Raw genomic sequence first — 20,464 nt, forward strand, 5'->3', positions numbered from 1 at the left:
AACGCCGTATCATTGCAATTTTAATCCACTATATAAGGGAAAGGAGGCAAGGATACGACGGCTTTATACCTAGCTTCAATACAAAACGACCTGTCTTGCAACAGGTCGTCTGAAAACACGGATGCGGCTTAGAGGGACAGCGAAGCTGCCTGAATCAGACCGCGTGCTTTGGCTTCGGCTTCGGCGGCACGCTCTTGCGAGGTGAACGGACCCATTTTGACGACGTATTCGTAGTCGCGTTTCTCCATGGAAACTCTCGGGCTCATCATGCCGGCGGAAAGGTTTCTTGCCGCCTGGTTCATATAGGCTTGCGCTTCGCGTTCGGTACCGAAGGATTTCAAATCGACGAAAATGTCTTTGCCATCATAAACTTGGGTGCTTTGACCTGGTACGATTTGTTCGACTTTGACATGTGCCGTGCCTTGGTTGATGAAACCCAATTGTTGGGCGGCGGCTTTGGAAACATCGATCACACGGTTGCCGTGGAAAGGACCACGGTCGTTGACGCGGACGATGACGCTTTTACCGTTTTTGGTGTTGGTCACACGGGCGTAGCTGGGAATGGGGAGGGTTTTGTGGGCGGCGGTCAGGGCGTTCATGTTGTAACGCTCGCCGCTGGAGGTTTTACGGCCGTGGAACTGGTTGCCGTACCATGAAGCGTTGCCGGTTTGGACGAAGGAGGATACTTTGGTCATCGGCGTGTAGCGTTTGCCGGCGACTTTGTAGCTGCGGTTGGCGGAGGAATGCAGCTTCTCGGCACGGACGATGGAGTCGGCTGAGGCGGAATGAATGGAAAGGATGCTGATTGCGACGGCAGTCAGGGTGGAGAAAAGGGTAGTTTTAGATAAAGTCAAAACGTAGTCCGTTCTTGAGTTGATAACGCAGTGGGATGGCTCCCAGGCGGTTTCAGACGACGTATCGGCGGTTTGACAAAAACCAAGCTGTTGTCGGACAGTATCGTCTTGGTTTTTGTCAAACGGCTCAGGGAGACTCCCCAGCGGATGTTATACACCGCCTGCGTAACCGTTTTGCCGCCATGCTTCAAACAGAATCACGGCGACGGTGTTGGAAAGATTCATGCTCCGGCTGCCGGGCTTCATGGGCAGGCGCAGCTTTTGCCCTTGGGGCAGGGTGTCGAGGATTTCGGCGGGCAGGCCGCGTGTCTCGGGGCCGAACAAAAAGACATCGCCCTCAACAAAGGAAACTTCGTCAGGACGGGTTTTGCCTTTGGTGGTCAGCGCGAAAATGCGGCGGCCTTCCAGGGCTTTGAGACAATCTTCGAAATTCTCGTGTACCGTCAGTTTTGCAAACTCGTGATAATCCAAACCTGCGCGTTTCATTTTTGCCGAATCCAGCGGAAAACCGAGCGGCTTGACCAGATGCAAATCGGCTCCGGTGTTGGCGCACAATCGGATGATATTGCCCGTATTGGGCGGGATTTCGGGTTGGTACAAAACTATGGTAAACATATAAATCAATCACTTATAGAGGGGCATAATGCCGAAATGTTCCGCAGGTGTCAAAAACTTTAGCTATTTTTTCATTAGCGGACGCGCCAAACTCCAGCAAAAAATCTTGCCTGCGCCTGATTTTTTCAGCGTCCGCGCCAGTTCGTTCAGCGTCGAGCCGGTGGTGAACACATCGTCGATTAACAAAATATTACAGTTTTTCGAGATATGACCATTGATTTCAAAAGCATTTTTTATATTGCGAACCCTGTCTGCGCTTTTCAGCGTACTTTGCGGCTCGCGATGTCGTCTGAAAACCGTCTGCCGCGGCAGCAGCGTCCAGCCGTAATGTTCGGACAGAATATCCGCCAATTCCTCGCTTTGGTTGAAGCCGCGGTGCAGTCGCCTTTCTTTGCTCAACGGCACGGGCAGCACAAAATCGAAATGCTCCGTTTCCAGCCAGTCGGGCGCATGGCGGCGCATCAGTTCCGCCAGCGGACGGCTCATGCCGAGGTCTGCCAAATGCTTCAACGCGCGTATCATACTGCTGACGGGCGGCTCATAATACAGCGAAGCCCACATCCGCTCAAATGCCGGCGGCTTCTTCTGACAGCCGCCGCACACCGCCCCGCCCTGTATAGTGCGGAAACACAAGAGGCAACTGTTTGCCGCGTCCGTAAAAAACTCTTCCAAGTCCGCCGCGCAACCGTCGCAAAAACCGCCATACGGCCGGGTTTCGCACGCTGAAACCAAGGCGTGGCATAATACGCAACGGCTTTTGTGCCACCATCCCGTATTGCGCCACCAAGAAAACACATTCATAGAGAAAACAGCCATGCCGCACTCCGCCAAAAAAGTTTATCTGATACACGGCTGGGCAGCGAACCGCCACGTCTTCGACGACCTCATTCCGCGCCTACCCGCCGATTGGGACATCCGCGCGCTCGACCTGCCCGGACACGGCGACGCGCCCTTTGCCGAAAACTTCAACATCGCTGCGATTGCCGAAGCCTTCGCCAAAGAAATCGACACGCCCGCCCACATCCTCGGCTGGTCGCTCGGCGGCTTGGTCGCGCTCCATCTTGCCGCACGCCGTCCCGACAAAGTCCGCTCGCTCTGCCTGACCGCAAGTTTCGCCCGCCTGACCGCCGACGCGGACTACCCCGAAGGACTGTCCAATCCTGCTTTAGGCAAGATGGTCGGCGCGTTCCGGCAGGATTATGCCAAACATATCAAACAGTTTCTACAATTACAGTTGCTGCACACACCAAACGCCGCCGAAATCATCGGCAACATCCTGCCCGACCTCTCCCGCCACGGCGCACCGCCCGCCCTGCAAGCCGCGTTGGATGCCGTCAACCAAGCCGATGCCCGCCCCCTGCTTTCAAGCATCCAAGCCCCGTCGCTTTTGGTGTTCGGACAAAAAGACGCCATCACCCCGCCGCGCATGGGCGAATACCTCAACCGCCATCTGGCGGACAGCGAATTGGTATTGATGGAAAAAGCGGCACACGCCCCGTTTTTAAGCCACGCCGACGAATTTGCCGAGCGTTACCGCGGCTTTGTCGAAAAGGTCGTCTGAAAACCTTGTGCCGCTGTTGCCGTTCAGGCGTAAATCCAAAACTTAAAGAATGACGAGGCTTCAGAGTGTGAAATCCGTCGGCGGGAACGATGCCTCGTTACCGCAACGCCAGCCTTATCCCTTCCCCCGTCCGGCGGGGGAAGGTTAGGATGGGGGGCTAAGATGTACGGAATAAAATAGAGCCATCCTCTTCCGCCGGACAAAAGAAGAAGCAGATAACCGAGTGCGGCAGTTGCTGTTTTTTAACATAGTCGATTGAAATTAAAAGAAATCCATACCGCCATTCTTGTACACCCTAAATGGCGGTACGCAAACCCACCCTTCAAAAAAGAAGAAAAAGGTCGTCTGAAACATGAACCCCCAAGACAAACGCTGGCAAATCCACCGCCATCTCGCCCAAGACACCGACGAGCGGCTGCAAATCGTCCGCAACGCGCCCAAACGCGTCCTGCTGGTCGGTGCGGACGCGGACATCAGCCGCAGCCTGCTTGCCGCGCGCTATCCGAATGCGGTATTCGAAGAATACGACCCGCGCGCCGACTTCCTCCAAACCGCCGCAGCCGCGCGTAAAAGCGGTTTTTGGCAAAAGCTCACCGGCAAAACCGTCCCGCAACACTGCCAAGCCCTGACCGCCCCGCTGCCCGAAGCCTGTGCCGATATGTTGTGGGCGAACCTCAGCCTGCCCCGCGCGGACGAAATCCTGCCCGTCCTGAAAAATTGGGCAAACGCCTTGAAAACAGACGGTTTATTATTCTTCACCCATTTTGGCCGCGACAGCCTGACCGAGCTGACAGGTCGTCTGAAAAGCGCGGGGATAGCGTGTGAAACGCCAACCCTCATCGATATGCACGACCTCGGCGACATACTTGCCGACAACGGTTTCTACGACCCCGTTACCGATACCGCCAAGCTCGAATTGAGCTACCGCAAGGCGGCGACGTTCTGGCAGGACATGGAAACCCTGGGCTTGTGGCACGTCTTGAAATTCAGCGACGCCCAAGCGGCTGAAGCGTTTGTGGATAAGATTTTCGAAACCGAAGGCGGTCTGACCGTCACGCTCGAAACCGTGTACGGCCATGCCGTGAAGAAACTGACGCTGCCCGAGGGGGAAAACGTGGTGCGGTTTTATCCGAAAGGCTGAACGGTTTGGCGGAATAAATATAGTGGAGTAAATTTAAATCAGGACAAGGCGACGAAGCCGCACAGTACAGACAGTACAAAACCGATTCACTTGGTGCTTCAGCACCTTAGAGGAATCGTTCTCTTTGAACTAAGGCGAGGTAACGCCGTCGGTTTAAAGTTAAGCCACTATAAAATATCGTCTGAAAACGTCTGACGAATGGCGTTAAAACGTTTTCAGACGACCTTTTTACGTGGCGGCAATCCTGTTTCCTTTCCATTTCCGTCCAATGCCCGATCGGACAGATGGCTCAATTCGACTCAGGCGTTCTGCTTCAATCCACGCTAACGCTGACAAAAGAAGGTCGTCTGAAACCCAAAATCCGATTTCAGACGACCTCTTTTCAAACCCGTATCTGTCAATAAAGCTCTAACGGCACGTCCAGCAATGCCTGCACGTTTTCAATCTGCGCGGCGCAGGCGTAAACCTGCGGCAGGACGTGGGCGCAATAGACGCGGGCGTTGTGTTGCTGCGCGGCGTAGAAACCGCTGCCGAAGCCGTCGGCGTCGTCCTTTTGGGCGGATTCGGCGGCAAGGTAGGCGCGGGCGAGTCCGATGGCGCCGAGCGTCAGCCCCATTTGTTGCAGGTAGGCGTTGGACGCGGCGGCAGCGAGGACGGGACGGTCGGCGTATCCGACCATGCGGGCGATGCTTTGTTCCGCCGTTTCAATGGCTTGCGCCAGTTGCTGCGCGGCGGCGGGTTCGGCGGCGGCGAGTTTGTCCGCCAGTTCTTTGCCTTCGGCGAGCAGCTTCAAGGGCAGCGCGCCGTTTTTGCCGGTGGTTTTGCGGCCTGCCAAATCGGCGGCCTGTATGCCGTTGGTGCCTTCGTAGATCGGCGTAATCCGCACGTCGCGCAGGTATTGCGCCACGCCGCTTTCTTCGACGTAACCCGCGCCGCCGTAAATCTGGACGGCGAGGTTGGTCAGGACGACGCCGTTGTCGGTCGGCCAGGCTTTGACGATGGGAATCAGGAAATCCAGTTCGCGCTCCGCTTCTTTGCGCAATACGTTGTCGGGGCAGGCGGCGGCAAAATCGGTCAGAGCGGCGGCGCGCAGATACAGGGCGCGTTGGGCGGCGAGCGTTGCCTTTTGTATCAACAACATACGGCGCACGTCGGGATGGTGGATAATCGCCACGTCGTCTGAACCGTCCGCCTCGTCGCGTCCCTGCACGCGCTCTTTCGCATAGGCGAGCGCGTTTTGGTAGGCGCGTTCGGCAACGGCGTGGCCTTCGATGCCGACGTTCAGCCGCGCGGTTTTCATCATGGTAAACATATACGCCAAACCCTTGCCCGCCCTGCCGACCAGATAGCCTTCGGCATTGTCGAACTCCATCGTACAGGTCGGGCTGGCGTGTATGCCGAGCTTGTGTTCGATGCCGATGGCGCGCACGCCGTTGCGTCCACCCAAGCTGCCGTCCGCGTTCACCAAATATTTCGGCACGATAAACATTGACACGCCCTGCACGCCCGGCGCGGCATCGGGCAGGCGCGCGAGCACCAGATGAACGATGTTTTCCGTCATTTCCTGATCGCCCCAAGTGATGAAGATTTTCTGACCGCTGAGAGCATACGCGCCGTTTTCCTTCGGCACGGCGCGGGTGGCGATATGGTTCAAATCCGAACCCGCCTGCGGTTCGCTCAAATTCATCGTTCCCGCCCATTCGCCGCTGCACATTTTCGGCAGGTAGGTCTGTTTCTGCTCCTCGCTGCCGTGTTTGAACAGCGCGTCCACCGCCCCCAGCGTCAGCATCGGCATCAGCGACAGGGCGAGGTTGGCGGCGCACCACATCTCTTCACACGCCGCCGACACGACCGCCGGCAGCCCCTGCCCGCCAAACTCCGCCGGCGCGCGCAAACCCGCCCAGCCCGCTTCGCAGAAATCATGGTAGGCACGCGCCAAATCGGGATGGGTGGTAATCACATCGTCTGAAAAACCCGCGCCGTGCAAATCGCCGGTGCGGTTGGTGTCCGCCCATTGCTCCGACGCAAACCGCGCCGCTTCGTCCAGCACCGCATCCACCGTTTCCGCATCCAAACCTTCCGCATGGGGCAGTTGCAGGATTTCGTCCAACCTGCCGTGCACGCGGATGCCGAAACGCAATTCGTTTACAGGGGCCGTGTAGCTCATGGAATCTCTCCGAAGTGAATGATTTGAAATGGATTTGGGATAAATTGGTATAGTTATACTAATCCTAAACCACAGGTTTGCAAAGCGCAGGTTTTCAGACGACCTCAGGCAAAATTCAAACCTATCCTTTTATTTTTAAACAAATTATTTTAAATCAGGCAGCATGGGCGGAGCGCAGCAGGTTTGAGCGCGGTCAAAGTCGTCAAAGGTCGTCTGAAAAAGATTTTGGACTTTTCAGACGACCTTTTTAAGAAAACAAATTTTCCGGGAATCAGCCCTTCAACCAACTTTATCAAGGTATTGATTCTTAAGCCAACCGATGACAAATTATCGTTTCTTCAAAACAATTGGCGGGACTTCTTCCATTTATCGTAATACATAAAACCCATTTGATCGATTTTCCATTCCCCGCCTTCCAAAACCAGCGTATAGGTTTTCTTTTCCCCTCTTTCACTCAACACATCTATTTCATATTTTTTATCACTGATTTTCCTTTCGGCTGTAATGGTTTGGTTATATTCCGGTGGCATTCCAAAATCAGGGGCTTCTTGTCTAGCTTGCTTTAAAGATAAAGCTTTTTTAGATAAAAATTGTTGGTGTATTTTTTTGATTTCATCAGATCTTTTTTTGCTGTTTTCATCTTCATCAATTTCAAAAAAAGTACCTTCATCCAAACTTTTTTGAGTAAGCCCTCCCCAATACAATTCATAATCTTTCATTTTTTGAATGAACTCAGCTAATGTTTCATGCGCGGTTTTCATATTACGAATTTCCTTTGAAGTGTATTCCATTGCATTTTACTCATTTTCTATAAAAAGGTCGTCTGAAACGCTTATCCGTGTTTCAGACGACCTTTCGCTTTCAGGATTTAAAAAAACGGATTGTGCCGTTTTTCATGCCCGATGTCGGTCATTCTGCCGTGTCCGGCGATGACGCGGGTGTCTTCGGGCAGGACGAACAGTTTGGTGCGGATATTATGGATGAGGTCGGCGTGGTTGCCGCGCGGGAAGTCGGTTCTGCCTATGGTTTCGTAAAACAATACGTCGCCCGCGATGAGCAGCCCCGCTTCGGCGCAGTAGAAAACGACGTGGCCGGGCGTGTGGCCGGGGATGTGCAGGACTTGGAAGGCGTGGCTGCCGACCTTGAGCGTTTCGCCTTCGGTCAGCCAGCGGGTCGGCTCGAACGCGGGGGAAACGGGAAAGCCGTATTGGGCGGTCGTTTCGGGCAGGGCTTGCAGCAGGAAATTGTCGTCTGCATGAGGGCCGATGACGGGGACGGGGCGGTGTTCCCGCAATTCCACCACGCCGCCGGCATGGTCGAGGTGTCCGTGGGTCAGCCAAATGGCGGTCAGGGTGAGATTTTTCGCGTCCAGCTCTTGCAGCAGGTAGGGAACGTCGCCGCCGACATCGGTCAGGACGGCTTCGCGGGTTTCGTCATCCCACAAGAGGGTACAGTTTTGGCGGAAAGGGGTAACGGCAATGATTTCGGCTTGAAGTGCCATGAGGCGGAATTCCTTGGGTAGTGGTTGGACGGGGCGGATATTTTCAGACGACCTTCGGTCTGTTTATGCGGTATCATTATTATATTTGAAATAATCACTCACATTACTGGAACGTTTATGAGAACTTCAATGCAGGGCATGATACCGATTTTTGCCGCTTTTTTCATCCAAACGGCGCTCGGCGCGGATTTGATGCTGGCGCAGGAATACAAAGACCAAGACATTACAGGCTGGGCGATGAGCGAAAAGCTCGACGGTGTGCGCGCGTATTGGGACGGGCGGCAACTGGTCAGCAGGCAGGGCTACGCGTTCACGCTGCCCAAAGGTTTTACCGCGCAGTTCCCACCCTATCCGCTCGACGGCGAGCTGTATAGCGGGCGCGGACAGTTTGAACAGATTTCCGCCGCCGTGCGCTCGTCTTCCGGCGATTGGCGCGGCATCCGCCTGCACGTTTTCGACGTACCCAAGGCGCAGGGCAATCTCTACCAACGCCTCGCCGTCGCAACGCAATGGCTGAAAACGCATCCGAACGCGCCCATCACCATCATTCCGCAAACCAAAGTCCGCGACCGGCAGCACGCAATGGATTTTTTAAAACAAATCGAAGCGCAGGGCGGCGAAGGCGTGATGCTGCGCCAACCCGAATCGCGGTACAGCGGCGGCAGAAGCAGCCAATTATTGAAGCTGAAAAGCCAATACGACGACGAATGCACGGTAACGCGGCATTATGAAGGCAAAGGGCGCAACGCCGGACGGCTGGGCGCGGTCGGCTGCAAAAACCGACACGGCGAATTCCGCATCGGCAGCGGCTTCAAAGACAAAGACCGCGACAACCCGCCCAAAATCGGCGCGGTCATCACATACCGCTACCGCGGCTTCACGCAAAAAGGCACGCCGAAATTTGCGACGTTTGTGCGAGTCAGGACGGACAGGTAAGAGCCGACGGTCGAAAGGTCGTCTGAAAACCGGATTTTTAGGTTTTCAGACGACCTTTTCGTAAGTTTGACGGATACTGAATCGGTTTTCTGCTTTGGGGGTGGGAAGGAAGACTTCGGTATATGGTGTACAATTTTCGTCTGATTGGTTTTTAATGGATTGGTTTGATAGAGGGATAAATGATGGATGTTAATGATTTGATTTTTGAAACCTTCCTATTATTTAGTGAAGGAAAATACGCTGAAGCACTTAAAAAACTACATCAGGCTTGGGATGGGATTACAGATAAAAGTACTCAGATTACTGAGCAAATTGAGATTCAATCTTGGTTTGGTGATTGTTATCTTGAACAGGCTCGGAGAACCAAGAATAGAAAAAAAGCAGGTGAATTGTTTGAACAAGCCATTAAACACAATCAAGAAAGGTTGGAACTTGTCAAGCAACTGACCGATGAACAAAACAGCATTCAGAAACAAATTAAAGTCCAATATTGGCTTGGCGGTTGTTATTTGGAGCAGGCCATAAAAATCAAGGATACAGATAAGGCTGTTGAACTATTTGAAAAGTCCGTTAACTGCTATAAGGAATGGTTGCAACTGACCGAACAACTATCAAATGAACAAAACCGTATTGAGGAACAAATTAAAGCCCTATCTTGGCTTGTCCGTTGTTATTTCACACAGGCAAAAAGAACCAAGAATACAGGCACAGCAAACGACCTATTCAAACAGGCCATTACACACAACGAAGAAAAATTACAACTTGCCGAACAACTGGAAGATAAACTGGACGACAGTATTCAGGAACAAATCAAGGCCCTATCTTGGTTTTGCGGTTGTTATTTGGAGCAAGCGCTAAAAACTAAGGATATGAACGAAGCAGCCAAACTGCTCAAGCAAGCGGCTGCATTCTCCAAACAACATTTACGGTTTACTAGACAACTGGAAGATGAACAAATCCGCATTCAGCAACAAATATTTGCTCGATTTGGGCTCGGCCTTTGTTATATAGAGCGGGTTAAGAGAATTAAAAATACGGATAAAGCGGAGGCACTTTTCAAGAAACAGGCCGGTAAATATCTTTTGGCGGCTCACGGACAATTATCACAATTAAGTGATGGCACAGAACAAAAAAGAATGGAAAAAATAATCCGTCCAGGGTTAAGAGCTATTGACTACCTCAATAAAGATTGGCATTCCTATTTCGAAAAGAAAAAACAAGAAATACAAGAATCGCTTTTCAAAGGTAAAACTTCACAACCGCAAGACGCCGTTGCAACCGTGTTGGCGGTTCTCCATATCACGCCGATAGAGTTGGGCTTTACCCCGATGGCGCATTACACTTCGCCCCATGTATGCCATATATTATTCGGCATCGGCGGCAACGAAACCTCCAGTCCGATGCGGCTCGGCAGTTCTACCTATATGAACGACCCATCCGAAGGCAAGGCATTGTTGGACTTGCTGAACCAGCAGGATTTGGAGTTGGAAAACAAAGCGGATGGCGCGTCCCACAATGCCTTTTTTACCTGTTTCTCCAGCCGCGTCAACGATTTGAACCAGTTTCGCCTGTATGGGAAAGAAGACGGCGTGGAGGCTTCGGGCTGCTGCCTGGTGTTCAATAAAAACGGGGATTGGCTGAGGGAAGCGGATGTTTCTGTCCCATTTCGCAGTCTATCCGAAATGTCTGGGCAGAATTCAGACGACCTGCCAAAAGTTAATGAATATGAAAAACTGCCACTTTATCAAGTCGCTTATGTCGCTTACAAAGATGAATATATTGCGGAAAAGAAATGCGGGATATGGCTTTCTGCACCCAATAAGGCTTTCAACCTTCATCAAAATTTAGCACAAGAAAAGTTGGGCTCATCCATTCGATTTATATTAGATGCAAATATCAGTCGATTCGGTATCCGCCTGAAACCCGTCGGCAATGAAGACTGGCATCAGTTTCGCTTGGGAAAATTAAAAGAAGCACTGGAAGAGCTTATCAGGTTTTTCAATACATCCACCGTCAGCGACGACGATAAAGAAGCCTTGGAATACATCCGCTATCTGTTTAAAGACTTTGCTTTCCGCGACGAAGAAGAGTTCCGCCTGTTGGTCATCAAACCAATCGATTCGGAAGAAATCGAACATTGTGAGACGACCCAATCCGTCTATATCCCTTATGCCGATATACGGAATCTGGCGGACGAGGTGATTTTGGGTACGAATTACGAAAAAACCGGCAATCAACGCAAGGCGGAGGTGTTCCGCTATCAAATGAAGCAAAAATGCCCCGACGTCAAAGTCTCCCGCTCGACGCTGCCGATTAATCCGCCGAATAAGTAGGTTGGTTTGCGCGGCAATGCCGAGCCAGCCGTAGACAAAAACCCGCCATCTCAAAAGCCGTCGGATTCGAGAATCCGACCTACTGCTACTGCAACTGATAGCTAGGCCGGTGTATTGAAAGCGATGGCAAAACCCGCTTCTCTGTTTTCAGACGACCTCAGCCCGATTTGGGTTTATAATTTCCTTTTTGCCAACTGATTTCCCCGTTTACCATGATCGATTTAGAAACCAAACGCCTTGAAACCCAAGCTATGCTTGATAATGCCGAGCTTTTGTTCGACCAAGACCAATGCCGTGCCGCGCTGCAAAAAGTGGCGGACGAGATTACGCGCGACTTGGGGGACAAATATCCGCTCCTGCTGCCTGTGATGGGCGGGGCGGTGGTGTTTACGGGGCAGTTGCTGCCGCTGTTGCGCTTTCCGTTGGACTTTGATTATGTTCATGTTTCCCGTTACGGCGACAAGCTGGCGGGCGGCGCGTTCAACTGGAAACGGATGCCCGACCCGGAGCAGATTCGGGGCCGTCATGTGGTTGTGTTGGACGATATTTTGGACGAGGGGCACACGATGTCGGCGATTCAGTCCAAGCTCTTGGAAATGGAGGCGGCAAGCTGCCGTGCGGCTGTGTTTGCCAACAAGTTGATCGACAAGGAAAAACCAACCAAGGCGGATTATGTCGGGCTGGATGTTCCCAACCGCTACGTCTTCGGCTACGGTATGGATGCGGCGGGCTGCTGGCGCAATTTGGGCGAGATTTACGCGCTTAACCAAGGCTGAGACAAGATTAAAAAAGGTCGTCTGAAAACCTTTTCAGACGACCTTTGTGCCACCATATCGCGCTATGTGGCGGGTGAACGGACGATACTTTCGCCCACACCGGCCGAATAAAATCATCAGGGAACACATCATGATCAACCTTTTAATCATTACCCACGAGGCAGTAGGCGAAGCCTACCGCAGCCTGACCCATCATTTCTTTCCGACGGGCATGCCGGAAAACATCCGCATCCTCGGCGTAGAGCCTGACGAAGACCAAAATGACATCATCAACAACGCCATCGCCGCGCTGCAAGAGTTTCCTGAAAACCACGGCGTATTGATTATGACCGACATCTTCGGCGCGACGCCGTGCAATGCCGCCCGCAGGCTGGTTCGCGCGGGCAAATCCGCCATCCTGACCGGACTGAACGCGCCGATGATGATTAAAGCGACCCAATACTCGCCCATGGCGGAAGACCTAGCCGCCTTTACTGAAACGGTCAGGGAAGCCGCCGTCAAAGGCATTTTCGCCATCACCGCCGAACCGGAAGATTTGGTGTGCAAACAGCACGCCGAAGCCGTCTAAGCCTACCGACACGTTTTCAGACGACCCCGCACACCCGAAAGCCGAACATGCAAAAACAACAAATCGAAATCATCAACAAACTCGGACTCCACGCCCGCGCTTCCAGCAAATTCACCCAAACCGCGTCTCAGTTTCAAAGCGAAGTCTGGGTAACGAAAAACGGAAGCCGCGTCAACGGCAAAAGCATCATGGGCTTAATGATGCTCGCCGCCGCCAAAGGCACAATCATCGAGCTGGAAACCGACGGCTTGGACGAAGTCGCCGCTATGAAGGCATTGACCGACTTAATCAACGACTACTTCGGCGAGGGCGAATAATGAGTATCGTGCTGCACGGTGTCGCCGCGGGCAAAGGCATCGCCATCGGACAAGCCCACCTGATTACGCGCGGAACGGCGGAAGTGCCGCAATACGACGTTTCAGACGACCTCATCGACGCCGAAGCCGCCCGTTTCGATGCCGCCATCAAAGCCACGCGCAAAGAGTTGGAACAACTGCGCAGCGCGATTCCCGAAAATGCGCCGACCGAATTGGGCGCGTTTATTTCGCTGCACCTCATGCTGCTGACCGACGTAACCCTCTCGCGCGAACCCGTCGATATTTTAAAAGAACAAAAAATCAACGCCGAATGGGCGTTGAAACAACAAAGCGACAAGCTCGCCGCCCAGTTCGACAGCATCGAAGACGACTACCTGCGCGAACGCAAACAAGACATGCTGCAAGTCGTCCGCCGCATCCACAACAACCTCGTCGGACAAAGCAACGACTTAAACCTCAACGAAGGCTTGTTTGAAGACACCATCCTGATTGCCCACGACCTCTCACCCGCCGACACCGTCCTCTTTAAAGAGCAGCGCATCACCGCCTTCGTTACCGATGTCGGCGGCCCGACCAGCCACACCGCCATCCTAGGCCGCAGCCTTGACATCCCTTCCGTCATCGGGCTGCACAACGCCCGCAGGCTCATTACCGAAAACGAAACCGTCATCGTTGACGGCATCAACGGCGTCCTCATCATCGATCCGGACGAAGTCGTCCTCAACGAATACCGCCGCCTCGCCCGCGAATACCGCCTCCACAAGCGCGAACTCAACAAGCTCAAAAAAACTGCCGCCACCACCGCCGACGGCATCAACATCGAGCTGCTCGCCAACATCGAATCTGCCGAAGACATCAAAGCCCTGCACAACTTCGGCGCAGACGGCGTCGGACTCTTCCGCAGCGAATTCCTCTATCTCAACCGCGACACCATGCCGACCGAAGACGAGCAGTACGAAGTGTACAGCGCGATTGTGAAAAAAATGAAAGGCAAAAGCATCACCATCCGCACCGTCGATTTGGGCGTGGACAAAAATCCCCGCTGGTTCGGTCAAAATTCCACCCCCAACGGCAGCCTCAACCCCGCGCTCGGACTCACCGGCATCCGCCTGTGCCTCGCCGAACCGGTCATGTTCCGCACCCAAATGCGCGCCATCCTCCGCGCCGCCGTCCACGGCCCCGTGCGCATGATGTGGCCGATGATTACCTCCCTATCCGAAGTGCGCCAATGCCTGATCCACCTCGACACCGCCCAACGCCAGCTTACCGAACGCGGCGAAACCTTCGGCACCGTCAGCGTCGGCTGCATGATTGAAATCCCGTCCGCCGCCATGACCGTCGGCAGCATCCTGAAACTGACCGACTTCATCTCCATCGGCACCAACGACCTGATCCAATACATCTTGTCGGTTGACCGCGGCGACGACAGCGTCAGCCACCTCTACCAGCCAGGCCACCCCGCCGTGTTGAAAACCATCCAGCACATCATCCGCACCGCCAACCGCATGGAAAAAAGCGTCTCCATATGCGGCGAAATGGCAGGCGACACCACCTACACGCGGATGCTGCTGGGCATGGGGCTGCGCCGATTCTCCATGAACCCCAACAACCTGCTCCCCGTCAAAAACATCATCCTGCACAGCAACACCGCCCTGCTCGAAACCGAAACCGCCAAAATCCTCCGCAGCGAAGACTCGGAAAAAACCGAAAAGCTGCTGAAATTGCTCAACAGCGCGGAACACGAAGAAGAGCGGCAGGAAGAAGACAGCCCGATAGCGCAGGCGTAAACAAGGTTTCTATAGTGGATTAACTTTAAATCAGGACAAGGCGACGAAGCCGCACATAGTACAGATAGTACGGAACCGATTCACTTGGTGCTTCAGCACCTTAGAGGAATCGTTCTCTTTGAACTAAGGCGAGGTAACGCCGTCGGTTTAAAGTTAAGCCACTATATAAACCAAAAGGTCGTCTGAAAACCGACTTCGGTTTACAGACGACCTTTTTATGTCAACACGACAAATTATTTAGCAGCGTCTTTCATTTTGTCCGCAGCTTCTTGAGTCGCATCAGCAGCTTTGTTCAAAGAATCTTTGGCTGCATCGGTAGCCGCTTCTTTGGCTTTACCGGCCGCTTCTTTAGTTTCGGTAACGGCTTTATCTGCCGCTTCTTTTACATCGGTAGCTGCTTTGTCGGCAGCTTCTTTAGTTTCAGTCATGGCTTTATCGGCAGTTTCTTTTGCATCAGCCGCAGCGTCTTTGACTTTATCTTTCGCTTCTTGAGCGGCAGAGGCAGCAGAATCAGCGGCAGAAGCTGCGGTATTTTTAACATCGGACGCAACGGCTTGTGCCGCTTCCTTAGTTTCTTGCTTGGTCTCTTGGGAACAAGCCGCCAAAGCAGCCGCCATCATTGCGGCAATCAGTAATTTTTTCATGTCCTATCCTTCTTGAATTTTTGGTTAAGATTTTGGTTAAAATGCTGTTTTATATAAACAGCCCGAAAAATTGTAACACATATCATGTTAATAATCTCTTCTATATGACGATAAACAGTGCTTTAAGTTCTATTTTGTTCCGAAAAAATACAGAAAAACATTGACACTGCTCATCTGTTTCTATAAAATTCACAGCTTATCGGGTCGTTAGCTCAGTCGGTAGAGCAGCGGACTTTTAATCCGTTGGTCGAGCGTTCGAATCGCTCACGACCCACCAAATTTAAAAAGCTGAGTTGAAAAACTCAGCTTTTTTATTGCCTTTCTGCCTTAGTTCTAACATTCAGACCGCACCATCGTTAATCAAAGATCAGGTCGTCTGTAAACAGGATGATGTTTCAGACAAGCTTCCCTCAACTTCCTGTGTAGTGGTTCAAGTAAGCTTGAATCAAGACAAGGCGAAGCAACACCGCATTGATTTCAGCTTAATCTTATACCGTTTCCCATCAAAGCAAATCCGAACCGTCTCGACGCTTGGCTGTTTTCCCATAAAAAACGCACCTTATTGCAAGGTGCGTTTTGATTTGTACAGCTTAGAATTTGGCGCCGGATTGGTTTGCCATATAGTCAACCGCCGCTTTGACTTCGTCATCGCTCAGGCTGGTGTTGCCGCCTTTTGCCGGCATGGTGTTGAAGCCTTCGAGTGCATGTTTATGCAGGGTTTCTTTGCCTTGTTTGATGCGCGGAGCCCAATCATCATTTTTACCGACGACCGGAGCGCCCGGGATGGTACCGCCGTGGCACATTTTACAGTTGGCTTCGAAAACGGCTTTGCCGTCCACTTTGGCGGACGAGGCATCTTTTTTCTCGTCGGCAGGCGCAGCTTCTGTTTTTTCTGCCGGTTTGGTTTCAGAGGCAGGAGCTTCTTTTACTTCTGATGCGGCTTTGGCGGCAGTATCTTCTACTTTGCTCGCCGCTGCTTGAGCGGAAGATGCAGCAGCATCGGTAGCAGAAGCCGCAGCGTCTTTAACCTCGGAAGCTACGGCAGAAGCCGCCTCCTTAGTTTCCTGTTTGGCTTCTTGGGAACAAGCCGACAAAGCGGCCATCATCATCGCAGCAATTAGTAATTTGTTCATGTTCTATCCTTCTTAAATTTTTTAGTTAAGGTACTGTTTTATAAAACAGCTGGAAAAATTCTAACACACATCATTTTCATGTTCCCGCCGATGTAGTGGGTTGTAGTAACAAATATTGGCATAAGTCATGTTTTGTTCTGAAAAAAGGCAGAAAATGTTGACACCCACGCAATCATTCCTATATAGCCTCCGGCTTATTGGACGGTTTGAACCTTGTTTGCCATGCCTTTAAATCCGCCCAAATCCTGCCCAATTTCAAAATCCCGGCTTAAAAAGCCGGCTTTTTTATGGGCGCGCCATTTCATCCCAACTCATGCTCAAATCAATCCCTATTTTCTTTTTTCATCAAAAAAGGTCGTCTGAAACCCTACATCAGGTTTCAGACGACCTTCTTAACCTTATCCGCCAGCCTCAAAACATCTTTTTCATGGCTTTATGAATAAGGTCGAGTTGTTTTTTATATTCTCGGCAATGGGGGCATATCAGCAGGTGGCTGCCCAGAAAAACGCGTTCGGGAACGGTCAGGCGGGTTTCGTCCTGTTTTTTGGAGAGCAGGTAGGCGGTTTTGCGGCATTTGTTCATCGTGTTTTCCTAACGGGTTTAACCGGCATGTCCTGCATTGCCGAACCATTTGATTTGCAGGCATTGGCGCAGGGTTTCGCGGGCGCGGTGCATGATGGTGTGGTAGTTGGACATACTGATGCCGCATTGCTCGCGGATTTCGTCGGATGAGAAGCCGAGGATTTCCTTCATGGTAAACACGCGGGCGGTGTTTTCGGGCATTTGGTAGAGGCAGGTTTGCAGGATTTCACGAAACTCTTTGTTGTCCAACGTTTTTTCGGGCGAGGACCAAGTTTGCGGATGGCCGTCCGCCGTCCAATGCCCGTCTGATGCAAACCGTTCTTCAAAGGCTTCGTCCAACATTTCTTCCGTAGGCGTGGCGAATATTTCGCGCTGCCGTCCGATTTGGCGCAGGCAGTCGGTGATTTTGTTTTTCAGAATGGCAAACAACCAGCTGCCCACTTGTGCATCTCCTTTGAAACCTTCGGCAGCGCGGTAGGCGGAAAGCATGGTTTCCTGCACAAGGTCTTCCGCCAAATCGGGGCGGTCGGGCAACTGGATACGGGCGAAACGCAGGAGCAGCTTGCGGGATTCGGCAAGCTCGGTGTCAGTCAATTCGGGTAGGGACATAATGTATCAGCATTGAATGAATTATGGCTGTGAACTTCTAATTTTACGCTGATACTGAGCATTCGTGTCATCAAATACATAAATGATTGACGTAGCTTTTTTGTTTCTCAGTAACCGGTTACGCGTTTTCAGACGACCTGCCAAGCCTTTTAGCGGGTCTTTACCCCCAATATAAAAAAGGTCGTCTGAAAACAGTAAAGGCCGCCGATATTTCGATTTCTTCCCCATCTTTACCTTTTCTTTCGGAAAGAGGGGGCTGCGATAGTGCCTTTATAGAAATTTCCTGCTCACTACGTCAATTCGACCATTTCAGACGACCTCGGCTGATGCAACAACCAAAATACCTTGTTCCAGCCAATCCGTCCATTTTTGCCTTAATGCGTCCTGCCAGCCGCTTTCAGACGACATGAACTCTGCCAGCATGGCTTGCAGTCCGTTCAGGGAGGCGGGCGTGTCTGCCAGCGTTTCCAGCAATAATGCGTCGAAATCGTCGAGGGTTTGGTACATCACGTCGTCTTCGCTGTTGCGCCACACCAAAACAGCGGTTTCCACCGCCTGCAATTCGTCGGTAACGTCGTAGTGGTAGCAGCGCACGAAGGCAGCGGGAGAAAGGGTGTACGCCAAATCGTCTGAATCGGCGGGCGAGGCTTGGCTGTTGGTTTGGACGACTTCGGCGAGCAGTTGGGTGTGTTCGAAGTCCATCAGTGCCAAGAGGTCGTCTGAAAGTGACAGGCTTTGGCAGTATTGGAGGAATTCGCCGGCGATTTCTTGGAAATAGGGGGTTTGGGCGCGCGCGTCTCGGATGAAGTCTTCTTTCAGACGACCCCATTCTCCGCTGTCGAGATATTGCGGCGTTTCGGTATAACAGCGGTCGATGAAGCTGTGGATATTGTTGCGTATCAGGCGGATATAGACGTTCAAGCGGTCTTGCGGCAGTCCGTCGGCGGCTTCGCCTTCGCGTATGGCTTGGGCAAAGCGTTGTTGATATTGGGCGGAGGTTTCAGGCTGCACGGCGGTATTCCTTTCCGGCGCGCGTTTGATATTCGGCGATTTTGGCGACTTCGGCTTCGAGTTCGGCAAAAGGCGGGAAATTGAAATCGCGTTCCAACAGGGTGGGCGGGATGGTCGGCAGCTTGGTATAGGCGAGTTCGAGCAAGTCCCAAACGGTCGGTAAAACCGCCGCGCCGTGAGTATCAATCAATAATTCTGGCGTTTCGACATCGTGTCCGGCGATGTGGATGTAACACACGCGCTCTGCGTCGACGTTTTCTAAAAAGGCCTCTGGCGACAACAGTCCGTGATTGACTGCGTTGACATAGATATTGTTCACATCGAGATGAATGCCGCAGTCGGCTTCGCGTGCAACGGCGTTGAGGAACTCGACTTCGTTCATTTCGGCAAGCGGGGAATGCAGGTAGTAGGAGGTGTTTTCTACGGCGATGCGGCAGCCCAATCGGTCTTGCACTTCGCGGATACGCCGCGCGGTATGCCGCACCATTTCTTCAGTGAAGGGCAGCGGCAACAGGTCGTAGAGATGGCCGCCGTCGTGGCAGTAGCTCAAATGGTCGGAGAAAAACGTGCAATCGTAACGGCGCATCATTTCTTTGATGCCGTCTATCAAGGCGGTATCCAGCGGGGCTTGTCCGCCCAGCGACATGGATAATCCGTGCAACGCCAACGGCAGCCGTTCCGCCACGCGGTCAAACTGTTTGCGCGCCCTGCCGCCCATTTTCAGCCAGTTTTCGGGTGCGGCTTCGATAAAGCGTATCGGACTGTCGTCTGAAAGCGAGAGGAAGTCTTCCGCCAAGTCGCGGCGGTAGCCTAAGCCTGCGTGTTGAATCATGATGTTGCTCCGTTTTGGATGGTATTCCGACAGTTTTGGTGCGAAATTGCTGTCAAAATCAGATAAAAAGCCGCATTTATCAATAAAATGCGGCTTTTTGTTCTAAATTATTTAGAACCGCATTTACCTTCGCCGCATTTGCCTTCAACTGCTTTAGCTTTGGCTTTTGCTGCTTTGGCGTTTTTAGCGGGGGCTTTTTTCACGGTTGAACCGCATTTACCCTCGCCACATTTGCCTTCGCCTGCTTTAGGAGCAGCGGCACCGCATGAACCTTCAGCAGCTTTAGCCGCACCGCAAGAGCCTTGGGCAGATTTTTGAACGCCTGCTTTGCTGCTTACCGGTTTATCAGCGGCAACAACGCCGGCAGCCAAAGACAAAGACAAAGCACCTGCAAGGGCAGCGGCTACATTTTTTTTCATATTGATTTCCTTTTTAAAGTATCAAGTTAAACAGATTAAGAATTTGAGTTGGCGCGTTTAAAGTCCGCTCCCCGACCTTTTTCATTGATTTCCGACGCGGCATTTCGGGCAAAACCGTTTTTTCAACAGCGCATCCAGCGATAAACAGCCCGCGCCTTGCAGCAGAATTGGGATTAAAACCACGATATAAATCAAAGCCATTTTATAGCCGTTGTCGCAGACATTATAACCCGCACCCGCATGGACTGCCGCCCACGCCACCGCCGTTACAATGATCAATCCTAAGGCGGACAGGCGGGTCGCCAATCCTAAAAGCAGCAAAACCGGAAAAACCAGCTCTGCCCACATCGCCAAGTTCCAATTCATGCTGTCGGGCAGCAGATAAAACGGAAAGGGGAATTGGTCGTTGATTTCGGCAAACCAGTTTTCGCCGCTCCATTTCTGCATGCCCGATTCCCAAAATTCGTAAGCGGCAAACAGGCGCAAAGCCAATAAACCTAAAGCCGATTGCCACGTGGCTGTGATATTCGTTTTCATGATAACCGTTTCATAAAATCATTTCATGCCCGATTAGACGCGGCAGTCTGAAAATGCTTACAAGCGAATTGAAAAAATTTTGTTTGTTATTGTTTTATAACGATATTAATATATAGTGGATTAAATTTAAATCAGGACAAG

22 protein-coding genes and 1 tRNA gene are annotated in these 20,464 nt (G+C 52.1%); 9 read left to right on the forward strand and 14 right to left on the reverse strand.

The window, feature by feature from the left end:
- Positions 1-128 precede the first annotated feature (128 nt).
- The 3 genes from HMPREF2726_RS01465 to HMPREF2726_RS01475 form a co-directional block, all read right to left on the reverse strand.
- A complete protein-coding gene (locus HMPREF2726_RS01465; protein WP_070601951.1) occupies positions 129-854 on the reverse strand; it encodes a septal ring lytic transglycosylase RlpA family protein in 726 nt (241 codons plus the stop codon).
- A gap of 150 nt (positions 855-1,004) precedes the next feature.
- A complete protein-coding gene (gene trmL, locus HMPREF2726_RS01470) occupies positions 1,005-1,469 on the reverse strand; it encodes a tRNA (uridine(34)/cytosine(34)/5-carboxymethylaminomethyluridine(34)-2'-O)-methyltransferase TrmL (RefSeq protein ID WP_003779672.1) in 465 nt (154 codons plus the stop codon).
- Between the two features lie 63 nt (positions 1,470-1,532).
- Entirely contained in the window at positions 1,533-2,285 is a 753-nt protein-coding gene (locus tag HMPREF2726_RS01475) for a ComF family protein (RefSeq protein WP_094113186.1), read from the reverse strand.
- Between HMPREF2726_RS01475 and bioH the strand changes: the two genes are divergently transcribed.
- Complete coding sequence (gene bioH, locus HMPREF2726_RS01480; RefSeq protein ID WP_009312588.1) at positions 2,284-3,030, forward strand: pimeloyl-ACP methyl ester esterase BioH; 747 nt, start codon at positions 2,284-2,286, stop codon at positions 3,028-3,030. The genes HMPREF2726_RS01475 and bioH overlap by 2 nt on opposite strands.
- 352 nt (positions 3,031-3,382) lie before the next feature.
- Positions 3,383-4,171 carry a class I SAM-dependent methyltransferase gene (locus tag HMPREF2726_RS01485; RefSeq protein ID WP_009312587.1) on the forward strand — a complete coding sequence of 263 codons (789 nt, stop codon included), beginning with the start codon at positions 3,383-3,385 and terminating at the stop codon, positions 4,169-4,171.
- 397 nt (positions 4,172-4,568) lie between these two features.
- Here HMPREF2726_RS01485 and HMPREF2726_RS01490 read toward each other — a convergent pair whose 3' ends face one another.
- The 3 genes from HMPREF2726_RS01490 to HMPREF2726_RS01500 form a co-directional block, all read right to left on the reverse strand.
- Positions 4,569-6,338: an acyl-CoA dehydrogenase family protein gene (locus HMPREF2726_RS01490; protein WP_070601953.1), complete on the reverse strand. Its 1,770-nt coding sequence runs from the start codon at positions 6,336-6,338 to the stop codon at positions 4,569-4,571.
- Between the two features lie 338 nt (positions 6,339-6,676).
- The gene (locus tag HMPREF2726_RS01495; protein ID WP_009312584.1) at positions 6,677-7,099 is read right to left on the reverse strand and encodes an NTF2 fold immunity protein; all 423 of its coding nucleotides are present in this window, start codon (positions 7,097-7,099) and stop codon (positions 6,677-6,679) included.
- Positions 7,100-7,206: 107 nt separating this feature from the next.
- Positions 7,207-7,839, reverse strand: a complete 633-nt coding sequence (locus HMPREF2726_RS01500; protein WP_009312583.1) for an MBL fold metallo-hydrolase — start codon at positions 7,837-7,839, stop codon at positions 7,207-7,209.
- Between the two features lie 117 nt (positions 7,840-7,956).
- Here HMPREF2726_RS01500 and HMPREF2726_RS01505 point away from each other — a divergent pair, with 117 nt between their 5' ends.
- From HMPREF2726_RS01505 to ptsP, 6 genes are all read left to right on the forward strand, one after another.
- Positions 7,957-8,775, forward strand: a complete 819-nt coding sequence (locus HMPREF2726_RS01505) for a DNA ligase (protein ID WP_148132453.1) — start codon at positions 7,957-7,959, stop codon at positions 8,773-8,775.
- 179 nt (positions 8,776-8,954) lie between these two features.
- Entirely contained in the window at positions 8,955-11,108 is a 2,154-nt protein-coding gene (locus HMPREF2726_RS01510) for a tetratricopeptide repeat protein (protein WP_094113187.1), read from the forward strand.
- Between the two features lie 212 nt (positions 11,109-11,320).
- The gene (locus HMPREF2726_RS01515; protein WP_009312580.1) at positions 11,321-11,884 is read left to right on the forward strand and encodes a hypoxanthine-guanine phosphoribosyltransferase; all 564 of its coding nucleotides are present in this window, start codon (positions 11,321-11,323) and stop codon (positions 11,882-11,884) included.
- A gap of 130 nt (positions 11,885-12,014) precedes the next feature.
- Positions 12,015-12,452, forward strand: coding sequence for a PTS sugar transporter subunit IIA (locus HMPREF2726_RS01520; RefSeq protein WP_003755891.1), 438 nt, complete (start codon positions 12,015-12,017; stop codon positions 12,450-12,452).
- A gap of 47 nt (positions 12,453-12,499) precedes the next feature.
- Positions 12,500-12,769, forward strand: a complete 270-nt coding sequence (locus tag HMPREF2726_RS01525; protein WP_003755888.1) for an HPr family phosphocarrier protein — start codon at positions 12,500-12,502, stop codon at positions 12,767-12,769.
- Entirely contained in the window at positions 12,769-14,556 is a 1,788-nt protein-coding gene (gene ptsP, locus HMPREF2726_RS01530; protein ID WP_009312579.1) for a phosphoenolpyruvate--protein phosphotransferase, read from the forward strand. The genes HMPREF2726_RS01525 and ptsP overlap by 1 nt, the downstream gene beginning before the upstream one ends.
- A 233-nt stretch (positions 14,557-14,789) precedes the next feature.
- On the opposite strand, the gene HMPREF2726_RS01535 is transcribed toward ptsP, so the two are convergent.
- Positions 14,790-15,200, reverse strand: a complete 411-nt coding sequence (locus tag HMPREF2726_RS01535) for an Ag473 family lipoprotein (protein ID WP_003755882.1) — start codon at positions 15,198-15,200, stop codon at positions 14,790-14,792.
- Between the two features lie 201 nt (positions 15,201-15,401).
- Between HMPREF2726_RS01535 and HMPREF2726_RS01540 the strand changes: the two genes are divergently transcribed.
- A tRNA-Lys gene (locus HMPREF2726_RS01540) sits at positions 15,402-15,477 on the forward strand.
- Positions 15,478-15,790: 313 nt separating this feature from the next.
- Here the strand turns inward: HMPREF2726_RS01540 and HMPREF2726_RS01545 are convergent.
- The 7 genes from HMPREF2726_RS01545 to HMPREF2726_RS01575 form a co-directional block, all read right to left on the reverse strand.
- On the reverse strand, positions 15,791-16,333 hold the full coding sequence (locus HMPREF2726_RS01545) for a c-type cytochrome (RefSeq protein WP_009312578.1): 543 nt from the start codon (positions 16,331-16,333) through the stop codon (positions 15,791-15,793).
- Positions 16,334-16,744: 411 nt separating this feature from the next.
- Complete coding sequence (locus HMPREF2726_RS13600; RefSeq protein ID WP_003755864.1) at positions 16,745-16,915, reverse strand: anti-sigma factor family protein; 171 nt, start codon at positions 16,913-16,915, stop codon at positions 16,745-16,747.
- 18 nt (positions 16,916-16,933) lie between these two features.
- The gene (locus HMPREF2726_RS01550) at positions 16,934-17,524 is read right to left on the reverse strand and encodes a sigma-70 family RNA polymerase sigma factor (protein ID WP_009312577.1); all 591 of its coding nucleotides are present in this window, start codon (positions 17,522-17,524) and stop codon (positions 16,934-16,936) included.
- A gap of 309 nt (positions 17,525-17,833) precedes the next feature.
- Positions 17,834-18,535 (reverse strand): HvfC family RiPP maturation protein, encoded by a 702-nt coding sequence (locus HMPREF2726_RS01560; RefSeq protein ID WP_070601959.1) that lies wholly within the window; start codon positions 18,533-18,535, stop codon positions 17,834-17,836.
- On the reverse strand, positions 18,525-19,367 hold the full coding sequence (locus tag HMPREF2726_RS01565) for an HvfB family MNIO-type RiPP peptide maturase (protein WP_009312575.1): 843 nt from the start codon (positions 19,365-19,367) through the stop codon (positions 18,525-18,527). The genes HMPREF2726_RS01560 and HMPREF2726_RS01565 overlap by 11 nt, the downstream gene beginning before the upstream one ends.
- 107 nt (positions 19,368-19,474) lie before the next feature.
- Positions 19,475-19,786 (reverse strand): HvfA family oxazolone/thioamide-modified RiPP metallophore, encoded by a 312-nt coding sequence (locus HMPREF2726_RS01570; protein WP_003755853.1) that lies wholly within the window; start codon positions 19,784-19,786, stop codon positions 19,475-19,477.
- A gap of 81 nt (positions 19,787-19,867) precedes the next feature.
- On the reverse strand, positions 19,868-20,323 hold the full coding sequence (locus HMPREF2726_RS01575; RefSeq protein ID WP_009312574.1) for an HvfX family Cu-binding RiPP maturation protein: 456 nt from the start codon (positions 20,321-20,323) through the stop codon (positions 19,868-19,870).
- Positions 20,324-20,464 lie beyond the last annotated feature (141 nt).

Source organism: Neisseria sp. HMSC074B07 (assembly GCF_001810355.1).
In the GTDB taxonomy this organism is placed as follows: domain Bacteria; phylum Pseudomonadota; class Gammaproteobacteria; order Burkholderiales; family Neisseriaceae; genus Neisseria.

What these genes read in the sequence shown, in the direction of transcription:
- HMPREF2726_RS01475 (WP_094113186.1), bottom strand. Translation starts at nt 2,285, where the DNA reads ATGGCTGTTTTCTCTATGAATGTGTTTTCTTGGTGGCGCAATACGGGA.
- HMPREF2726_RS01495 (WP_009312584.1), bottom strand. Translation starts at nt 7,099, where the DNA reads ATGAAAACCGCGCATGAAACATTAGCTGAGTTCATTCAAAAAATGAAA.
- HMPREF2726_RS01545 (WP_009312578.1), bottom strand. Translation starts at nt 16,333, where the DNA reads ATGAACAAATTACTAATTGCTGCGATGATGATGGCCGCTTTGTCGGCT.
- HMPREF2726_RS01565 (WP_009312575.1), bottom strand. Translation starts at nt 19,367, where the DNA reads ATGATTCAACACGCAGGCTTAGGCTACCGCCGCGACTTGGCGGAAGAC.
- HMPREF2726_RS13600 (WP_003755864.1), bottom strand. Translation starts at nt 16,915, where the DNA reads ATGAACAAATGCCGCAAAACCGCCTACCTGCTCTCCAAAAAACAGGAC.
- HMPREF2726_RS01525 (WP_003755888.1), top strand. Translation starts at nt 12,500, where the DNA reads ATGCAAAAACAACAAATCGAAATCATCAACAAACTCGGACTCCACGCC.
- bioH (WP_009312588.1), top strand. Translation starts at nt 2,284, where the DNA reads ATGCCGCACTCCGCCAAAAAAGTTTATCTGATACACGGCTGGGCAGCG.
- HMPREF2726_RS01550 (WP_009312577.1), bottom strand. Translation starts at nt 17,524, where the DNA reads ATGTCCCTACCCGAATTGACTGACACCGAGCTTGCCGAATCCCGCAAG.
- HMPREF2726_RS01515 (WP_009312580.1), top strand. Translation starts at nt 11,321, where the DNA reads ATGATCGATTTAGAAACCAAACGCCTTGAAACCCAAGCTATGCTTGAT.
- HMPREF2726_RS01485 (WP_009312587.1), top strand. Translation starts at nt 3,383, where the DNA reads ATGAACCCCCAAGACAAACGCTGGCAAATCCACCGCCATCTCGCCCAA.
- ptsP (WP_009312579.1), top strand. Translation starts at nt 12,769, where the DNA reads ATGAGTATCGTGCTGCACGGTGTCGCCGCGGGCAAAGGCATCGCCATC.
- HMPREF2726_RS01520 (WP_003755891.1), top strand. Translation starts at nt 12,015, where the DNA reads ATGATCAACCTTTTAATCATTACCCACGAGGCAGTAGGCGAAGCCTAC.
- HMPREF2726_RS01505 (WP_148132453.1), top strand. Translation starts at nt 7,957, where the DNA reads ATGAGAACTTCAATGCAGGGCATGATACCGATTTTTGCCGCTTTTTTC.
- HMPREF2726_RS01490 (WP_070601953.1), bottom strand. Translation starts at nt 6,338, where the DNA reads ATGAGCTACACGGCCCCTGTAAACGAATTGCGTTTCGGCATCCGCGTG.
- HMPREF2726_RS01510 (WP_094113187.1), top strand. Translation starts at nt 8,955, where the DNA reads ATGATGGATGTTAATGATTTGATTTTTGAAACCTTCCTATTATTTAGT.
- HMPREF2726_RS01570 (WP_003755853.1), bottom strand. Translation starts at nt 19,786, where the DNA reads ATGAAAAAAAATGTAGCCGCTGCCCTTGCAGGTGCTTTGTCTTTGTCT.
- HMPREF2726_RS01575 (WP_009312574.1), bottom strand. Translation starts at nt 20,323, where the DNA reads ATGAAAACGAATATCACAGCCACGTGGCAATCGGCTTTAGGTTTATTG.
- HMPREF2726_RS01500 (WP_009312583.1), bottom strand. Translation starts at nt 7,839, where the DNA reads ATGGCACTTCAAGCCGAAATCATTGCCGTTACCCCTTTCCGCCAAAAC.
- HMPREF2726_RS01535 (WP_003755882.1), bottom strand. Translation starts at nt 15,200, where the DNA reads ATGAAAAAATTACTGATTGCCGCAATGATGGCGGCTGCTTTGGCGGCT.
- trmL (WP_003779672.1), bottom strand. Translation starts at nt 1,469, where the DNA reads ATGTTTACCATAGTTTTGTACCAACCCGAAATCCCGCCCAATACGGGC.